This is a genomic window from Proteiniborus sp. MB09-C3 (genome assembly GCF_030263895.1).
GTDB lineage: Bacteria > Bacillota > Clostridia > Tissierellales > Proteiniboraceae > Proteiniborus.
Genome location: NZ_CP127161.1, coordinates 3,446,052 through 3,464,530 on the forward strand (window position 1 = coordinate 3,446,052; position 18,479 = coordinate 3,464,530).

Genomic DNA, 18,479 nt, shown 5'->3' on the forward strand with positions numbered 1-18,479 from the left:
ACAGCCATGCTCTACAAATATAATTTAAATTTCTTTTAACTGTATGCATTTAGTTTTTGCCAATTCTAGTATATATATTAAACCAATTCATACCTAATAGAAATTCTCTTTTGAAACTTTTAAAAGAAAGCCTTTAGTAATAAAAAATACCCTCCATCAATTATTGAGGGAGAGCAAATAACTTTTTATTTTTTCTTTCTTGATTTTATACTATTCTTTGACTGATTGATTTTATTACTTTCTAACGAGAGCTTTCTCTCTTTTCCTTTATTATCCCTATTATTGCTATCCTTGTTGCTCTTACTAAACTTATCATTTTTATATCCTCTATTGGCTTTATTAAGACTTCCCTTAAATCTATTATTTTTTCCTTCATTTTCTTTCTTTTTAGGCCATATTAAGCACCTTCCTCCAAAACCTATTAAATCTGTCCTGCCTGCTTTTATAAGTGCCTCATGTACCAAATCATAATTTTTTGGATTTCTGTACTGAATCAATGCTCTTTGCATTGCTTTTTCATGAGGATTTTTAGGTACATATACTTCCTTCATTGTTCTAGGATCTAAACCTGTATAATACATGCATGTAGATAATGTTCCCGGAGTTGGATAAAAGTCCTGTACCTGCTCAGGCATATAGCCTAAATCTCTTAGATACTCTGCAAGCTCTACAGCTTCTTTTAATGTAGAACCTGGATGGCTGGACATTAAATATGGAACTATGAACTGATTTAAACCTAAGTTTTGATTAATTTTTTTATATTTTGCTACGAATTTTTCATAAACCTCTCGCCTTGGCTTACCCATTTTTTCTAGCACATTTGGAGAAATATGCTCAGGTGCAACCTTTAGTTGACCGCTTATATGATGCTCACATAGTTCATTAAAAAATTCTTCATCCTTATCATGTATTAAATAATCATACCTTATCCCCGAACGGATAAATACCTTTTTTACATTTGGCAGCTGTCTAAGTTTTCTTAAAAGGCTTAAATAATCTTTATGATCTATATTCAGTTGATTACAGGGATTCGGAAAAAGGCATTGCTTGTTTTTGCATACCCCATATTTTATCTGCTTCTCGCAGGCCCTGTGTCTAAAATTGGCTGTAGGTCCTCCCACATCATGTATATATCCTTTGAAGCCTGGTTCCCAAACAATCTTTTCTGCTTCTGTCATTATAGATATGTGGCTTCTAGCTTGAACTACTCTACCTTGATGAAATGTCAATGCACAAAAACTACAGCTTCCAAAACAGCCTCTGTTGCTTATTATGCTAAACTTGACTTCCTCTATGGCAGGGACACCACCGGCTTCCTCATATGTTGGGTGATAGTTTCTCATATATTGCAATGAATATGTTCTATCTAGCTCTGATTGCTCTAACGGCCTAGCAGGTGGATTTTCTACTATATACACATCTCTATAGGGTTCTATTAGAGTTTTGCCCCATACTGCATCCATATTATTATGCTGATTCATGAAGCTTTCAGCATACTTTTTCTTTGATTCTATTATTTCGTCGTATGACGGTAATATCGTGCCATCATATATATGGTCTATTGTCTTAGTTTTATATACAGTCCCTCTTATAAAGTTTAAATAATGAATATCTATTCCATTATCTAATCCATGGGCTATATCAATTATTTGATTTTCTCCCATACCGTACACTAACAAATCTGCTTTTGAGTCTAGTAATATAGAACGCCTAACCTTATCATCCCAGTAGTCATAATGAGCTAATCTTCTAAGACTGGCTTCTATACCTCCTAGAATAATTGGTACGTCGCTATAGGCTTCCTTTACTCTGTTGCCATAGACTATAGTTGCTCTGTCTGGGCGAAGTCCCATCTTTCCACCAGGAGAATATGCATCATTTTTCCTTCTTCTCTTAGCCACTGTATAATGATTTACCATTGAATCAATATTGCCGCCTGTTATCAGAAATGCAAGTCTAGGCCTACCTAACTTTTTAAAATCCTTAGTATTTTGCCAAGAAGGCTGAGATATGACTCCTACTTTAAAGCCTTCATTCTCAAGTAGCCTTCCAATAATAGCTGCACCAAAGGAGGAATGATCCACATATGCATCTCCTGTAATTATTACAAAATCAAGCTGTTCCCAGTCTCTTTCTTTCATATCTTCTCTATTCATAGGTAAAAATTGAAGCATTAAATCATTCCTTTAATTAAATTTTTAGTACCTAAAATTCATATAATAAGCAGTTTTATATAGAAATATACACTCTCAACTTCGAATACAATGGATCTCCAGAAAGCTTTAGTTTCGCTGATGATTCTTTTCATGTCAATGCTGACTAGAACAAATCAGAACCCTTTAACAAGCTATTTTTTAGCTTATATGACTTTTTAATACAGTCCTTTACCCAATGAGGGATGTCTTCATTCTCTAAAATTTCTTCTATTGTCATCCAATAGACTTCTGCAACCTCATTAGGTGATGCTGGATAAGGCTCACCTTTCTCATGCTTGCAGAGAAACACTACATCTACAACAGGTCCCCACTTTTTAGATATGAATCCTATGCTTTCAACATATATCATATCTTCCCCCAGCTCTATGCCTACCTCTTCCATAACTTCTCTTCTCAATGTATTTTCAAGAATATTATACTCTTCTCCTTCATTTTCTACCTTGCCGCCTACCATAGCAATTGTTCCAGGTGCATATTCTTCCTTCTCACTTCTTTTTATCATAAGCCACTTGTTGTCTCTATATATGGCACCTACAACGTTTATTACATTTCTTATGGTCTCCATGCTGCCCTCCCAAATACATTTTCCGACAAATTTTACTGTTATATTATATGTTATCATTTATATAGGTGTAATACTAGAGAAACCATTGATTTTGGATGCATTTATCAAGATTTAATGTATAGGCTAATGTATTTCATAGATAAAAAAGTAAAAAGGAACATAAGAAATATATCTCTAAAGTTCCTTTCTAATAAATCTATTTAATTACTTCGAGCTTTTTCTTAATGCAAAATACTTCTTTTTCAGTTTGAAATTCTTTATGAGTAAGAAATGCGATATCCTCTGAAATCTTATCGAGTCTAGTATTAGATGCTACATGATTTGCAGCATTTTTTCCTTCTAAATCAATGAGCTTATCCTCAATTCTGTCAAATCGCTCCAGAACTTCTTTATGATTGTTATCAACCTTGGTTTCAAGCTTATCAAATTTATTATCTAGATTATCAAACCGATTTTCCAGATTACCAACCTTATTTTCTAGGTTATCAAACCGATTATCTAGACCATTGAATCTGTTTTCTAGATTGTCAAACCTATTTTCTAGACCACTGAATCTGTTTTCTAGGTCGTCAAACCTATTTTCTAAATTATCAAATCGATTATTTATGCCTTTTATATCATGTTGTATGCCTTCCACCACATTAAGTAGTTTTTCAAGTATTTCATTTGACATAACAGCACGCTCCTTAGCAACTAATTAGTTTTATTATACACTACTTTAAAATATTTTTCATTACTTTGTCTAATTTTTGCTTCAATGACTAGATGACCAAGATTTTTTGCCAGCTACGATTACTTCCCTACGCAATAACTGTGATGTTTACCATATTGATATCTTTACTATTAGAGGTGCACCATTGATTGTTTGTTCAAAGGCTTCCTTAGAATATTCGTTGAATTTGACTTTTTGAATTGATATAATATTCTCCTCCTGTATTCTATTCATTCGATTTTTCCCAATCTACTTCAGGAAATTCTATTTTTACATTGTTAGTTTTAGATTTGAATGTATTTACCCAGAATGGTTGAGATGGTAGTTGTTTAGACGGCTCTCCATATTCTACATACTCATAGCCATCTGCCTTAATTGTTTTAAGTCCATGAAGCTCATACCATTCTTCATCAGTAAGTCGTTTGTCACTAGTAAATTCATAGTATGAATATACTGCTCCTCTTGTTAAATATAATTTGTCCTCAACAGGTATAACTACGTAGATTTCATCAAAATATCCTGTGCCCATACTGAGGTAATGATTACCTGGTAATGTTGCCACATCGGATACAATCATTGCACTTTTCTCAATTGGAAAAACTCCGTTAAACAGTTCGTCTTCAGAAGCACTTCCGACGGTGTAGCAGTTAATTATATTCTCAATAGCACCTCCAACCCATAAAAGACTATTTTTTTCATCCTCTGTAAGAGGTTCATTGTTAAGCTCTTTTATTGATGCTGATTTTAGAAGTTCTAATAATTTAATATGTGATTCAGTTCCTTCTAAAATGTTATTATTCAAAAGATTCCTTGCCTTTAAATTCTCTACAGTATATTTCATCAGCCAAAGCAATGTATCGTATAGTTCTGCATTTGGTTCAACATAATGCTGATCATAAGTTATCATAGGCCCACCGGCTTCAGCTACTGGCTGTTTTCCATATAGGACAGTATCATGCTTTAGCTCTGCATAGCTGGATAATGCTGCGTTTAAGGACTTACTTCTCCAGCCATCATTAATCATGAAAACAGGCATTCCAGAGTTTTCATCGAATTCAGTTAGTTGCTTTTTAATTGACCATAGCCATCCATTGTATAAATTGCTTTGCCATAATTCGTCTTTATAGCTTTTTACATCTGACTTTAACTCTTTATATTTTTCCTCATATTCTGGCCATGATTTTTGCGGCCTATAAACTTTAAATAGCAAGTCTTCTCCTCGATCACTTCCCAGCACTCCCATTACATCTAATCCATTAGGAACTGGTCTTTTAAGTGGTTCCATAAGCTCTTGCATTATAAATCCATCTAGTATATACCTCTGACCCATAAGTTTGAAGCTTTTCACCGTAGGCTTTGAAACGAACTTTCCAACTATTTTAGGTTCTCTCAAATCCTTTACTCCTTGTTGGATTTTATCATAAAATGAAGGGTCATTGAAGCTATTTACATCTATATCTTCACCAAATATGGAAATAATCATATCCCTAATGTCGATAATATTTATATCATCTGATTGGCCTACATAAAAGCCTGTTGGCTCATAAATATTACTCCATGCTTTAATATCGTTAGAGCCTTTATAGTCTATAAATGCTGTATAAGTAATCAAAAGTGTCATTAAGGTGTTTTCATAATACAACTCTTTTGTCTGTAAATTCATCAAATTAATCGGAGTAAATCCATACCACATCATGGTCTTAAAATAATTTTCGAGTGCAGTACTTCTAGTATAATGGCCTCTTACTGTAAACTGAGAATAGTCTAATTCTTCATTCTCAAATAAAACTGATTTTTCGATGCCTGAGGAATCTTGGATAAGCTTATATTCCTTCTTTGCTAAGCTTAATATATCATCATCTGCAGTAACAGCTATATTTTCATCCCCCAATATTAACATTTTAGCAATTAAGAAATATGTCACGTTCTTCTTCTGTAAATTCTTTAATTCATTGTCTTCTATTTGTTCTAATAAAGCTATGGATTTATTCAGCATCCTATCTGTTAATGTCTCTAACTCCTTAGATAAAAGCTCTGATTCAACAAAGATAAGTGATTTTCCATAAAACTGATGATACAAATGTAATACTGTATCTGCTGTTACAAAATTAGGTATGTCTGAATATTCGTTTTCTTCATATATGTAATTTAATTTTGTACTTCTACTTGGAAGTACAATGAATCCGTTTTCAGAAAGCATCTTTTTCTGCTCATCTGTAAATCCAGAAAAGCGCTCTATGTTTTCAATATTCGAGAGATCCTCTTTAATTGTATAAGGTTTAACATTAGCCTTATAAGCTGTAGGCTTGTAAGCTATCTGGATGTTTTTTATTTCTTCTGGTATTGACCAATTTATATTGGACTTATTGATATCCTCTAAATCCTTTTGTGCATTGGCAGGATTATCTTCTATGTCAATACCACTGTTGTTGCTACAGCCAAATAAAATGCTGTTAAAAACAATTATTATAACTAATAATGTGGCTATCCTTTTCAAACTATCTCCTCCAATCTTAATCAATTTCTATAATCTTACCCTTCTTTAAAATTACCTTTGCAGTAGCTTTGTTACTTTGTTCTTTATAAATTAATTCTAGTAAATTATTATCTAAGTACCTTACTTCTTCTATTGCATCATAAAATTTACTCTCCGCCAAAAGCTGAAAGCCAAAATCCAACCAATAATAAACTAATAATCTCTCATCTCCTTCTTGGTTTTTATCTATGACCACTAATTCATCACCTTTCACATCTAGAAAATCCATTATGTAAAAATTCTTTAAACCATAGCCTAGTCTTGTTCCAGTCCATTTCTTATAGAGCTTCTCACCGTCCCAATTAAATACGAAAAGCCGATTGTTTTTTTCTTTATCAAAGTAAGTGGTTTTATCTACTCCCATTATTACCTGAGGCCCGTCTAAATAATCAATATTCCCTATTTCAATTTTCCAAGGCGAAACCATAGTAAAATCATATTCTGCTATTTTTTCCCACCTTTCTTTTTCAGAAAAATCCTTTGATCTATAGATAAAGATATTTTTTTCGAAATCATCTCCTTCTTTTTCTTCAATAATTGCGAAAAGCCATTGTTCATTAAATGTGTAATCTATTAGTCTTTGGTTCTGAGCTAATTTCAAGGATAAACATAATTCTTCATGTAAGGGCCTCAATATAATTACTCCAAAAACTATAACAGCTAAAATTACGAATATAATTATCATCCGCAATTTATTAATCATATGCAATAAATTATCACCTCTTTGATATTTTTTAAATTATCATTTAGACGTTTTTTATAAATTGTTGTTCCATATAAATAAAATAAGCACTCCTTTTAGAGTTTTTCTCTAAAAGGAGTGCTTTAATCTATATTAATTAGGAGAGGTCTATAGGTTTATATTTTCTGCGTTTGAATTTTAAAATGAATATATAGGCTGTTATCAAGGCTAATGTACTTCCTCCTACTAGTAATAAGGAAACAATAGAGATATAGCTGCTTAAATCTCCTGACTGTTCAAATCCTATTGGAGAATTTCTATCTATTTGAGTTCTTTTTCCTCCTTGATTACCATTATTTTCAGTTTCAATATTAGCATTAGGTCCATTCACACCCATTCCATTTGGAAATTCTTGTCTTGTCATTTTAAGCATTTCCTCTATTTCAGCATCTGAAAAACCTAGTTCTTTTATCTTTGATTTTTCTTCTTCTGTTAAATTACCATCCTTTGAACTCATAATTATTTCCATGGCCTGCCTCATTACATCATTATTTCTAATTTCCTGCCCTTCAAACACTTCTCTCCCTTGCCCCTCTATCTGTCCTCTTGCCTCTCTATTTCCCATACCTCTGCCCATGGAACCTAGAACTGATAAATCTACAGTTGTGGCTAGTGTTCCATAAGTAGCTGCAGGCTGTTGCCCATTTAGCTGAGCCATTATACTGTCTCTTCTGTCCTTGCCAAATTGCAACAATACAGGCAATGATTTTTCATATTGAGCATAGGTATAAAAGGCAGTGGCATCTTTTTTTACATAATCGGCTATTAAATCATTCACTTTGCTTATGGCAGCCTCATATTTACCTGAACTTATATACTTTACTATCAGTTCTTCCAAATATTGATGATATAATGCTTTGTATTCATCCACTTCTAGTAATTTTGAGATAAGTGGACTGTTTTCCATAGTATCACTGACAGGATTATCTATTGGAAAGTTTACCGCCTTACCTCCATCTGACATTTGATAACCTGCAAAGGACATGTTTAAGTCCCAAGGTAATATTTGAAGTACCCCATCCTTTTCATATAAATAATAATTATGCTTTAAGCTGCCAGCATAGCTATCCAGATTTACTAGAAATGTATTTACAGCAAAATATCTGAGGACTCCGTTTACATCTATATATTTTTCTAAATCAGTCCCACTATTCAAATTTTTTAATATATTGATTAAGGTTCTTTGGTCTTTTTCATTTGTATATTTGAATATGGCATTATCAAAAATCCCAGAATAGCTTGATAGATTATCATCCGTATATACTAAATTAGTACCACTACTGCTGCTCCTGCCCATTCCAAATCCTGCCATATTATTTGACATGTCTTCCTGTTTAATATCTCTTTCTTTTGGTAGATTTTCACCTATGACTTCTGGATTTATTATATTTCCTTCATCATTTTGGTTATTCTGCCTAGGAGCATTCCTTTGTATATTGCCTACCATATCTCTGTTTTCAATGTTTCTATTTCCGCCCATCTCCATGCCTTCAGGCTTATATAGATTTCCATCTATACTGCCATAGTATCTTTCAATAAAGCTTTCCTCCATGACTTCAACTGCAAGGTATAAGCCCCAATCCTTACCATTTATTTTAATGTTGGAATAAGCAAAGCCTGGTGTAGGAATGTCCATTTCTGAAAACATATCATAGGAAAGATACTCCTTCATATAAGTGGCATCGGACATGTTATTGTTAAGTGCCAATTTATCCAGGCCATAGTAGCTTTGTCCTTTAATATATTCACTAAAATCTACTTTAAAGCTATATCTATCTGTAGTGCTGTCATTAGCTACCGTACTTAAGCTTGAATTTCCTTTTGCTCTAATTCCTACATTTGTAAAAGTTTCACCATTTATTGATATATCACAATTATAGTATTCTTCTTTAATTGCGTTATCTAAAAGCTCCTGCCATTTGTCTTCATCAATTATTATATTTATCTCTGAAACCTTATCCTTATCAAATACTTTAGACATATATTCAGGTTGAGAAGCTTCAAAAGAAACTTCGCTCTTATGAACAGAGGTCAATAAGACTGCTATGAAAATAGCTATTGTTGCCATAAATATAATGCTTATGGTAGTTATATACTTTTCTTTAATCAACTTTATTCACCACTCTTTCTGAAAAAGCTAACTACCCCATATAATCGCCATTATAGCTGACCATTACTACATTAGAAACTCCATTGATTTTATTTATTTCATTAATAAATGACGTAGTCATATTTTTAAGCCTAATTTCTACAGTGACTTCTAGTCCACTAATTTTAGAAGCAGATTTAGATTTAACAATGTATTTTTCAACCTTACTATCTATTACAGATAAAACTTCTTTTTCAGAATTATCATCTTCACAATTGACTACCATTATATATGGTATTTCATTAGATTTCTTATTTACAAACAGAACTAAGACTATTCCAATAAATATGGAGCCAAATATGGCCAAGGGTATAAGCCCTGCTCCTAGAACTATACCTCCAGAAATTGCCCAAAAGAGAAATGCTATGTCAATAGGTTCCTTTATGGCACTTCTAAAACGAACTATAGATAATGCACCAACCATACCTAGAGACAATACTATATTTGAAGTTACTGCCAAAATGATTAATGTTGTAATCAGTGTCAAAGCCATTAGAGCTACTCCAAAGCTTGAGGAATACATGACTCCCTTAAAGGTTTTCTTATAAACTGTCATTATAAATAATCCCAATATAAATGCAAGTCCTAGGGCTATTATCATATCAAGGGCTGATATGGCACCTATTTTATTGAGAAAACTTGATTTAAATATATCACTAAAATTTAAAGTATTTGTAGTTCCATTCATTCTCTCATCTCCTATATTCCATTATTATCCTATTACTCTGCACAATGCATATTTTGATACTGCTGTAGCTCTTCTATCTCCAATCTGTATAATATCTGAAATGAAATCTGGAAGAAATTCATCAAATTTTACTTCAAGAATTATGAGCTTAGTATCCAAAGCCTTCATTGTAGGTAATTTTGTATCAAATATATTAGTTGAAAATAGTCCAGATTTTATTGATTTGTCAAAGGTAACTCTTATATTACCTATTGGATAGATATAAGCTTCTCTGTCATAGTCTACAATAGTTTTAGGCCTAAATAGTTGATTCTTCATCTTAGTATACAGCTCATACAAAAGACTGTCCTCACTGGTTCTAATCCAATCCATGTCTCCATTAAGAATTTTTAAGCAGGCTTCAGCAGATATTTTAGTACTGAATTTTGCGGTGAGTCCATTATTTTTGATTTTTTTCTCTAACCGAATATATGAGGAATCTCCATTATAAAATCTTATCCTAAACTTTTCCCTGTGATTTACACCATTTATCTTTTCAAAAAGTGCAGTATCCTTTATATCATCAAAATATATGCTTCTAATAGAGTAGTCTCCGCTGTCTCTAGAATTTCTATCTAGCTTCATTAAAGCCTTTATCCTAGTTCTTAAAGCATAGTAATCCCCTGTATTTATAAAGAACTTATATTCATGTCTATATTTGATTTCATTCATTTTCTCACCTCCTAGATTTCGTCTTAATCTAACATTAATTTGTTTTTGTGAAAAACATATGATATTATTTAGAAATTCAGGTGAAAAGTCTCCAAAAAACACAAAAATAATAAAAAGCCAAGCCAATATTTGCAAGATATGGCTTGGGTTTCTACTATTTCCCATTTTAATCTACTTAGCTTTTAGCTGAAACCAAAAAGTGCTTCTCTTATCTAATATGCTCTCTACTCCAAACCTTGCATCATGGGCTATTAGTATGCTCTTGACTATTGATAAGCCTAAGCCGCTGCCTATGATGCCACGTTTATATGTTTTACCTGAGCTATAATACCTATCCCAAATATGTGGTATCTCCTCTTCAGAAATACCCTTGCCTGTATCAGTTACCTTAAATTCTATATATTCCCCTAAGTTTCTTAAATCTATGGTAATAAGTTTATCTTCGCCAGTATGATTAACAGCATTGCTGATTAAGTTATATATTACCTGTTCTATTTTCTGTTCATCTCCAATTGCTATATCGTCATCATCACTGTTTAGAATAAATCTGTACCCATATATATCTGATAAAACAGAAAATCTCTTTAATATGTTTTTAGTAGTCCTTCCAATGTCAAATTCTTTATAAGCTACTTCGTTTATTCCTGACTGAATCTTTGATAAATCTAACATATCATTTACTAATGCATTTAATCTATCACTCTCATCTATGATTACTTTCAAATGTGAAATCCGTTTATCTGGATTGTTTCCTGATATGTCTCTTATCATCTCAGCATAGGATTTGATTAGGGTTAAGGGTGTACGCAAATCATGAGAAACATTGGCAATGAGTTCTCTCCTAAGCTCCTCTGTCTTGGATAATTCTGCTGTAGTAAAATTCAGAGTATCTGCCAATTGATTAATCTCTGTATAATCGCCTCTTTGAAAAATCACATCATAATTACCCTTAGCAAGTAAAGCAGCTGAATTAGTTACATTAGTTATAGGTTTAGACAATTTAGTAGCTATCAGAAAAGAAAGTCCTATGGCTAAAAGTAAAGATATGACTGTTACTATTATTAATTGGTTTTTTAGTACGGAAGTAGTCGAATCTATAGGCTCTAATAAGCCATTAATATAAAGATAATGCTTCTCTCCATTTTTTCCTTCTAAAATAGCGCCATAAACTACTGAGTGTGTCCTCATTCTAAAATCTTCAATTGCATATATGATCTTACCATCTGGACTGTCTTCTAGTTTTCTAATAAAGCTCCCATTTATTGGAGCTTCTCTTTTAGGAGGTCTTATTTCTCCAAAAGTATTTATGGGAAATATTGAATCTCCGTACTCATTAAAAACTTGAATAATTATTCCTTTAATAAAGGATGTACTATAGATTAAGTCTTCAAAGCCATCCTTGTTGTATTCTTCAACTAGGGCATTGCCTATTTTCTTTATTTCATTTGTCTTCATAGACTTATAATAGGTGTTTAAAAAAACTATTTGTAAAAGCCAAAGTATTATCATTATAATGGCAGCAAAGAATATAAAATAAGTCCAAAGTTTAAATTTGAGACTATTAGTATCAAAGGATTTTCTCAAATCATTCACCACGCTTCATCTATTCTATATATTCAAACTTATAGCCTAAGCCTCTTAGAGTCACTATATAATCTCTATAAGGGCCTATACTGTTGCGAAGCATCTTTATATGCGTGTCTACAGTTCTGTCATCGCCATAAAAATCAAATCCCCATACTTCATTTAATAGCTTTTCTCTAGTAAGAGCCACATTCTTATTCCTGACAAGATAAAATAGAAGCTCATATTCCTTTGGAGTCATATCAGCCTTTATTCCGTCTACAAATACATTTCTGCCTATCATGTCTATCTGTAGACCTTTAAAGGTTAGTCTAGAGCTTTTCATGGTTTCTTCTTTTGATTTTCTGTTACGGTTCACTATCACATTTAGCCTTGCCATGACTTCTTTAGGTGAAAATGGCTTGACTACATAATCATCTATTCCTATTTCAAAGCCAAATAGCTTATCGTATTCCTCTCCACGAGCTGAAAGCATGAGAACTGGTATTTCCTTTGCCTTTTTTATCTCCTTATATGCAGAAAATCCGTCTAATTTAGGCATCATGATATCCATTACTATCACATCAAAATCTTCTGTTCTACAAAGGTTTACTGCTTCCATTCCATCTTTAGCTTCAACTACAGTATGACCTTCAAATTCTGCATATTCTCTGATAACCTCTCGAATTTTTTCTTCATCATCTACCACTAAAACTTTAAACATAAAAAAACCTCCAATTTAGTCCAGATATAAATATATTATAATAGATTATTGTGTTAGTTATGTGAAAAAAATCAAGGAGGATAAAAATTAGAAGCAGGTATACTGATTTGTATTATAAACCAATATATCTGCCCTTAATTTTTATCTAGGACATTAAAATAAAATAGTGCCATAAGTGTATCTAAAACGCAAAGCTTTAAAAGCTCATAATACTTCCAGCATTTGATGTAATCTATTGTACTATCTAATTCAAGTAATTCCCAAATTCAAAGTTCCTTATGACTTAATTAGAAATATAAAACTCACCAATAATTGTTTTTCCATCTTGAAGATACAAAGGAATATATCTTCCCCCTTTATGCTGCTTGTTATAGGCCAACGCTTCTTCAATAGATTTAACCTCTGGGCTTAGGTCAGATGCTTTTACATATCCTTTTACTCCATTGACACCCTCAGCAAGTATCAAATCAGGCTCAGGCAGTATACTGTCGTATATATCAGGTCCATATGTTTCGCCAAATTCATTTACAGGGTATCCATTAAGAGTTATTTCTTCAATTGAAGGAACGTCTAATTTGGCATAAATTGCATTAGTTGATGTTGTAATCAATGGCATTGATGATTCACCTGTACTCAATGTGGGCACTGCAAAAACAATACTAGCTGCTAGTACTAGAATAATTGCACATCCAAAGCCTAGAACCTTTGTTTTCTTATATTTCATAATTGACACAATCCTTTCTTGAATAGAATTCTTTCCAAATCCATTATAGAATAAAGAAATACTCGCTCTCTTCTCAGCTAAATTAATTAGAGCCAGTGCATATGCCTCTTTATTGTTTTCACCAAGAATAGATATAACTTCTTCATCACACGATATTTCCAAATCTCTATTGAATAATACATACATCACCCATACTAATGGATTAAACCAGTGTACACATACTGCTATTATGGATACTATTTTCCATAGGTTGTCAAATCTTTTAATATGAATTAACTCATGGCTCATTACATACTCTATTTGCTTATTGTCTGTAAGGCACATCATCTTTGGCAACACAATTTTCGGTGAAAATATTCCATATGTAATAGGTGTAGAAATTCTATCAGATACCCTTAGCTTTATAGTACGTCTTAGCTGATTTTCATGTAGCCATGCATTAAGAAGTTCATTGTCCTCCAATGGTAAAGCCTCCTGCAGCTTTCTATAGCTTCTTATGTATGACACAAGGAAAAATAGCAATAGTATTATGGCACCAATAACCCAGACAACATATAAAGTAGAAAAAATATTAGCGGCCTGCGGAGAGGTTTCCATTTGTCCTTGCATTAGGCCAGAAACGACATAATTCAAATCTAAAGCATTAGCTGTTTTATCTACATTTTCTACTAATATTCTTCCACCTAATGTATCTCCGATATTAATCTTTACTGGGATTGTAATAGGTACCAGTAATCGCAGCAATACTATACCCCATAACGCAACAAATGTCTTCTTTGGAAGTCTATTTATTGCGAGAGAGCGAATTACGAAAATAGCCAATATCAACATTCCAGCAGAAAAACTCATTTGAAGAATTCTCATGAGATCCACCTCATTTCAATTTATCCACTAACTTCTTCAATTGTTCTACTTCCTCTGTTAAAAGATTCTTACCATCCAAAAACGCAGCAAAAAATTTTTCTTTCGAGCCATCAAACATCTTATCAATTAACTCTGCAGTTTCATAGTTCTGCACCTGCTCCCTGCTAATAATCGCTCTGCACATGAAATTTGGTTCATAACGTTCAATGGCACCTTTATCTATACATTTTTTAATAACAGTATAAGTAGTATTTCTATTCCATCCTGTTTCAGCTTTCAAAATCTTCACAAGCTGTCCAGCAGATAAATCTCCTTCTTTCCATAAAACATTCATTACCTTTAGCTCTGAATCAAATAATTTTACATCCATAATACTATACTCCTTTCATGACTACCATGATAGTCATCCTTATGAATATACTACCAGAATATACACTCCATGTCAATGACTATTCTAATAGTCAAAAAGCAAAAGCAGGTATACTAGTTTATACTATAAACCAATATACCTGCCCTTAATTTTTTTCTAGCCCAATAAAGTAAAATATCCAATTACCAATAATCCTAGAATAATACGATACCAGCCGAAGGCTTTAAAATCGTTATTTTTAATATACCCTATAAGGAATTTGATAGCTATAATTGAAACAGCAAAGGCTACAATCATACCAGTAAGCAAAATGCTGATTTCAGCTCCAGTAAAGTTGAAACCAAATTTAATAAGCTTTAATGCACTTGCTCCGAACATTATTGGAATAGCCATGAAAAATGAATATTCTGCAGCAATATAGCGTGATGTACCAAGTAAAATAGCTCCAAGAATAGTAGCTCCAGAACGTGATGTTCCTGGAATTAAAGACAAAACTTGAAATATTCCAATTAAAAAGACTGTTCCATAAGTCAAATCCTCAAAGGAGTTAATTTTACTTCTTCGTCTCTTATTTCTATTTTCAATAATAATAAATAGAATTCCATAAACAACTAAAGTAATAGCAACTGTTTGATAATTATATAAATGTTTATCTAGCCAATCGTCAAATAAAGTCCCCAGCACACCTGCTGGAATAACACCAATAATTACTTTATACCATATGGACATTGTATTTCTCTTTTCTTTAAGAGACTTTCTAGGCGAAAAAGGATTTAGCTTGTGAAAATAAAGAAGAACGACAGCTAAAATAGCACCTAGCTGAATTACTACACGAAACATTTCCATAAAAGCTTCCGAAGCATCTAAACGTATGAATTCTTCAACTAAAATCATATGACCAGTACTGCTTATTGGCAGCCACTCAGTAATCCCTTCAACAATTCCTAAAATAACTGCTTTCAATAATTCCATGATCTTACCCCCAAAGTATTTAGTTATGCTGCATTCACTATTAAATTTATGAGCAACAAATATAATTAAGTACATTACACCTTTAAATAATATCACTTTAACTAGGTAATTTGCAACAACTAATCACACTAATCCTTATTTGACTGTCCTACTTAATTTTATAGCTTGCTTATAATCAAGTTTCCAGATTCATATTTTCGAAGTCCTCTATAGAAAAACCAGTATGAGAAGGTAGTCCATACTACTACAGCCAATAGCAATATAGCAATCCATTTCCATGAGAATACAGTTAGTATCTTTACAGGAACAAGTGAAATAAAGGCGGCTGGTATAGCAGTATATATTATAAGCTTCACTAATCCTTTATACATTCCCTCTGGGTAAATGCTGAAGGATATCATGAACTCCAAAATAAGACTACTTATCCCTTGTGAATTTCCCATATAAAATGTCAATGAATTTGCAAAGACTACAACGCTGGAAAGTATCAATGATGCAGTTATGCAAAATAGTAAGAATAGCAGAAAGCTGCCTATATGAAAGCCATTTACTCCAATGAATAGGATGATTCCATAGAATAAGTCTCCCCAAGCAGATACTACTGTACTTGATGAAATAATATTTAATAGTACATCCTTTGGCTGCAATAAATAAGTATCTAGTTCTCCGTTTATTATCATTCGAGATATATTTCTTATATTTCCGAAAAGAATAAATGCAATACCAAATGAAGAAGATGAAATAGCCCACAGTGTCATAACCTGTTCAAATCCATATCCGCCAATACTTTCAACGTTTTCAAACAAAATCCACCAGAAGAATATAAATGAAGCATTATTTATAATCATTCCAAATGTCTGTGTCAAAAAACTTGCGCGATACTCCATAGAAGCAGAAAGATTGAACTTAAAATACATTGCAATAAGCTTTATATTTTTTTTAACCTCCATTAACATTTAATGCTCGTGCCCCCTTTCTGAATATTATCATAGACAGTATGAAGAAGAAGCCTAAATATACTAGCTGAAAAGCTATAGTATATATGAATCCACTATAAGAAAAATTAACAGCAAGCTTTGCTGGTGCGTAAGTAACATATGCAAAGGGAAGATTTATAGCAATGCTTCTAAGCCACTTAGGAAACAGCTCTAGTGGCATTAGCATACCACCTAATGTAAATACTAGCTTATTATATATCCAAAAAAAAGCGCTGTTTTCTTCAAGCCAAAATGAAGTAAGAGAAAGTGAAATATGAATAAAAAAGTTAATAAATATACCTATTAATATGGAAATTATGATAAAAGGCAGATGAATAAGGCTGAAATTTTTAAGAGGTCCTACACATAAAATCCCTATAATAAATCCCATTATGGTATTATTCAACAATTTGATTCCCATCTCTCCCAAGGAATTGGAAAAGCAGTAGAGGATATAGTTATACGGCTTGTTCAGCATATATGCTATATTGCCATTCTTTACATCTTGAGTTGCCTCCATAAATATATTAGACCGAGACAGGGTAACTATTTCTGTTACGACTAAGTACCATATCATTTGATTTAAAGTAAGCCCAGCAACATTTCCGCCCTTACTTCCATAAATATTAGTCCATAGCATCATGTAGATATATATAATAAATAAAAAGAAGAAATTACGAATTAAGAAGTCTCCAAAGTACACAAAATTGTTTGACAAACTAATTTTAGTAATATAAAAGTATTTATTGACTTTCTTCATAGCTATCACCTGCCTTTGCTTTTTGCCGATAGATATGAGATATTATATCTTCCATTGGAGGCTCTGAAATGGTAATATCCGCAACTTTCCCCAGCTTCATTAGCTCTCCTATTACATTATCTATATCACAGATAGAGCTGTCTATCTCCACCTTTGCAGCATAGCCCTTATGCTTCAATACTTTTATATTAGGAATATTGATTTCAACAGGCTCCATGTATTTTATATCGATAATCTTTTGATTCAAATAGTTATATTTAAGGTTCTTTACTGATTCATCAAGGACTACCTCTCCATGGTTAATAATCATAACTCTCTTGCACATCTGTTCAATATCTCCAGCATCATGAGAAGTAAGAAATATGGTTGTATTCTCTTCCTTATTTAGCTTTGTAATAAGCTCCCTTATCTTATGCTTTACTACAACATCTAAACCAATAGTAGGCTCATCTAGAAAGATTATTTCTGGATTGTGTAAAATAGATGCTGCTATTTCACAGCGAATTCTTTGTCCTAAGGAAAGCTTACGTACAGGTATTTCTAGTAGCTCGCTTATCTCAAATAATTCTGTAAGATATGAAATCCTTTTTTTCAAATATTCATCCTCTAGTTCATATATCCTTCCTAATAGATTAAAGCTGTCAATAGGCGGAAGATGAAACCATAGCTGTGATTTCTGTCCAAAGACAGTGCCTATTCTATAGGACAACTGTTTTCTGTCTGTAGAAGGATTTAAGCCGAGTACACTAAGGTCTCCTGAGGTTGGATAAAGTATCCCAGTAAGCATTTTTATGGTTGTAGATTTGCCTGCACCATTTGGTCCAATAAATGCAAGAACTTCTCCCTTATCTACATTAAAGGAAATGTTTTTTACTGCCTCTACCTCCTTATATTCAGGAGAAAATATTGACTTCATGCTCCCTTTTAATCCTGCACTTTTAGTTTTTATCTTGAATGTCTTTTGTAAGTTTGTTACTTGTATTATGCTCATTACTTCCCCTCCCCTTTTAAATAATGCAGTCTCGCAACACAAATTTATTTGCTCGCTGTCGCTCACATAAATTTGGTCCTAACGGACACTCCTATCATAAACTTACACTAGAGTTGGTGCTCGTTGCGTTTGACCTACCAGCGATTTTCCGACAAAAGCACTCGGAAAATCGGGTTAGGTCATAAAAAAAGCCTGGAGACAAGTCGTTTTGAGAC

The 18,479-nt window shown here is 32.7% G+C and carries 17 protein-coding genes; all 17 read right to left on the reverse strand.

What is annotated here, in order from left to right; genetic code table 11:
- Positions 1-185: 185 nt before the first annotated feature.
- Positions 186-2,174 (reverse strand): YgiQ family radical SAM protein, encoded by a 1,989-nt coding sequence (locus QO263_RS16945; protein WP_285624022.1) that lies wholly within the window; start codon positions 2,172-2,174, stop codon positions 186-188.
- Between the two features lie 145 nt (positions 2,175-2,319).
- Complete coding sequence (locus QO263_RS16950) at positions 2,320-2,781, reverse strand: NUDIX hydrolase (protein WP_285624024.1); 462 nt, start codon at positions 2,779-2,781, stop codon at positions 2,320-2,322.
- 196 nt (positions 2,782-2,977) lie between these two features.
- Positions 2,978-3,454, reverse strand: a complete 477-nt coding sequence (locus tag QO263_RS16955) for a hypothetical protein (RefSeq protein ID WP_285624026.1) — start codon at positions 3,452-3,454, stop codon at positions 2,978-2,980.
- Between the two features lie 147 nt (positions 3,455-3,601).
- A complete protein-coding gene (locus tag QO263_RS16960) occupies positions 3,602-3,727 on the reverse strand; it encodes a hypothetical protein (protein WP_285624029.1) in 126 nt (41 codons plus the stop codon).
- A complete protein-coding gene (locus QO263_RS16965; RefSeq protein WP_285624032.1) occupies positions 3,720-5,990 on the reverse strand; it encodes a DUF3160 domain-containing protein in 2,271 nt (756 codons plus the stop codon). The genes QO263_RS16960 and QO263_RS16965 overlap by 8 nt, the downstream gene beginning before the upstream one ends.
- A 16-nt stretch (positions 5,991-6,006) precedes the next feature.
- Complete coding sequence (locus tag QO263_RS16970; RefSeq protein WP_285624035.1) at positions 6,007-6,663, reverse strand: hypothetical protein; 657 nt, start codon at positions 6,661-6,663, stop codon at positions 6,007-6,009.
- A 205-nt stretch (positions 6,664-6,868) separates the two neighbouring features.
- A complete protein-coding gene (locus tag QO263_RS16975; RefSeq protein ID WP_285624037.1) occupies positions 6,869-8,881 on the reverse strand; it encodes a CotH kinase family protein in 2,013 nt (670 codons plus the stop codon).
- A gap of 31 nt (positions 8,882-8,912) precedes the next feature.
- Positions 8,913-9,608: a DUF4956 domain-containing protein gene (locus QO263_RS16980; RefSeq protein WP_285624040.1), complete on the reverse strand. Its 696-nt coding sequence runs from the start codon at positions 9,606-9,608 to the stop codon at positions 8,913-8,915.
- 24 nt (positions 9,609-9,632) lie between these two features.
- Positions 9,633-10,319 (reverse strand): polyphosphate polymerase domain-containing protein, encoded by a 687-nt coding sequence (locus QO263_RS16985; protein WP_285624042.1) that lies wholly within the window; start codon positions 10,317-10,319, stop codon positions 9,633-9,635.
- Between the two features lie 171 nt (positions 10,320-10,490).
- The gene (locus QO263_RS16990) at positions 10,491-11,912 is read right to left on the reverse strand and encodes a sensor histidine kinase (protein WP_285624044.1); all 1,422 of its coding nucleotides are present in this window, start codon (positions 11,910-11,912) and stop codon (positions 10,491-10,493) included.
- A gap of 10 nt (positions 11,913-11,922) precedes the next feature.
- Positions 11,923-12,606, reverse strand: coding sequence for a response regulator transcription factor (locus QO263_RS16995; RefSeq protein WP_285624046.1), 684 nt, complete (start codon positions 12,604-12,606; stop codon positions 11,923-11,925).
- Between the two features lie 283 nt (positions 12,607-12,889).
- Complete coding sequence (locus QO263_RS17000; RefSeq protein ID WP_285624048.1) at positions 12,890-14,194, reverse strand: M56 family metallopeptidase; 1,305 nt, start codon at positions 14,192-14,194, stop codon at positions 12,890-12,892.
- Between the two features lie 10 nt (positions 14,195-14,204).
- On the reverse strand, positions 14,205-14,564 hold the full coding sequence (locus QO263_RS17005) for a BlaI/MecI/CopY family transcriptional regulator (RefSeq protein WP_285624051.1): 360 nt from the start codon (positions 14,562-14,564) through the stop codon (positions 14,205-14,207).
- 156 nt (positions 14,565-14,720) lie between these two features.
- Positions 14,721-15,536 carry an undecaprenyl-diphosphate phosphatase gene (locus QO263_RS17010; protein ID WP_285624053.1) on the reverse strand — a complete coding sequence of 272 codons (816 nt, stop codon included), beginning with the start codon at positions 15,534-15,536 and terminating at the stop codon, positions 14,721-14,723.
- A 158-nt stretch (positions 15,537-15,694) separates the two neighbouring features.
- Positions 15,695-16,492 (reverse strand): ABC transporter permease, encoded by a 798-nt coding sequence (locus QO263_RS17015; RefSeq protein WP_285624055.1) that lies wholly within the window; start codon positions 16,490-16,492, stop codon positions 15,695-15,697.
- Entirely contained in the window at positions 16,476-17,273 is a 798-nt protein-coding gene (locus tag QO263_RS17020; RefSeq protein WP_285624056.1) for an ABC transporter permease, read from the reverse strand. Before QO263_RS17020 ends, QO263_RS17015 begins: the two co-directional genes overlap by 17 nt.
- Positions 17,257-18,264, reverse strand: a complete 1,008-nt coding sequence (locus tag QO263_RS17025) for an ABC transporter ATP-binding protein (protein ID WP_285624058.1) — start codon at positions 18,262-18,264, stop codon at positions 17,257-17,259. Before QO263_RS17025 ends, QO263_RS17020 begins: the two co-directional genes overlap by 17 nt.
- Between the last annotated feature and the right edge of the window lie 215 nt (positions 18,265-18,479).

What these genes read in the sequence shown, in the direction of transcription:
- QO263_RS16945 (WP_285624022.1), bottom strand. Translation starts at nt 2,174, where the DNA reads ATGCTTCAATTTTTACCTATGAATAGAGAAGATATGAAAGAAAGAGAC.
- QO263_RS16950 (WP_285624024.1), bottom strand. Translation starts at nt 2,781, where the DNA reads ATGGAGACCATAAGAAATGTAATAAACGTTGTAGGTGCCATATATAGA.
- QO263_RS16955 (WP_285624026.1), bottom strand. Translation starts at nt 3,454, where the DNA reads ATGTCAAATGAAATACTTGAAAAACTACTTAATGTGGTGGAAGGCATA.
- QO263_RS16960 (WP_285624029.1), bottom strand. Translation starts at nt 3,727, where the DNA reads ATGAATAGAATACAGGAGGAGAATATTATATCAATTCAAAAAGTCAAA.
- QO263_RS16980 (WP_285624040.1), bottom strand. Translation starts at nt 9,608, where the DNA reads ATGAATGGAACTACAAATACTTTAAATTTTAGTGATATATTTAAATCA.
- QO263_RS16985 (WP_285624042.1), bottom strand. Translation starts at nt 10,319, where the DNA reads ATGAATGAAATCAAATATAGACATGAATATAAGTTCTTTATAAATACA.
- QO263_RS16995 (WP_285624046.1), bottom strand. Translation starts at nt 12,606, where the DNA reads ATGTTTAAAGTTTTAGTGGTAGATGATGAAGAAAAAATTCGAGAGGTT.
- QO263_RS17000 (WP_285624048.1), bottom strand. Translation starts at nt 14,194, where the DNA reads ATGAGAATTCTTCAAATGAGTTTTTCTGCTGGAATGTTGATATTGGCT.
- QO263_RS17005 (WP_285624051.1), bottom strand. Translation starts at nt 14,564, where the DNA reads ATGGATGTAAAATTATTTGATTCAGAGCTAAAGGTAATGAATGTTTTA.
- QO263_RS17010 (WP_285624053.1), bottom strand. Translation starts at nt 15,536, where the DNA reads ATGGAATTATTGAAAGCAGTTATTTTAGGAATTGTTGAAGGGATTACT.
- QO263_RS17015 (WP_285624055.1), bottom strand. Translation starts at nt 16,492, where the DNA reads ATGTTAATGGAGGTTAAAAAAAATATAAAGCTTATTGCAATGTATTTT.
- QO263_RS17020 (WP_285624056.1), bottom strand. Translation starts at nt 17,273, where the DNA reads ATGAAGAAAGTCAATAAATACTTTTATATTACTAAAATTAGTTTGTCA.
- QO263_RS17025 (WP_285624058.1), bottom strand. Translation starts at nt 18,264, where the DNA reads ATGAGCATAATACAAGTAACAAACTTACAAAAGACATTCAAGATAAAA.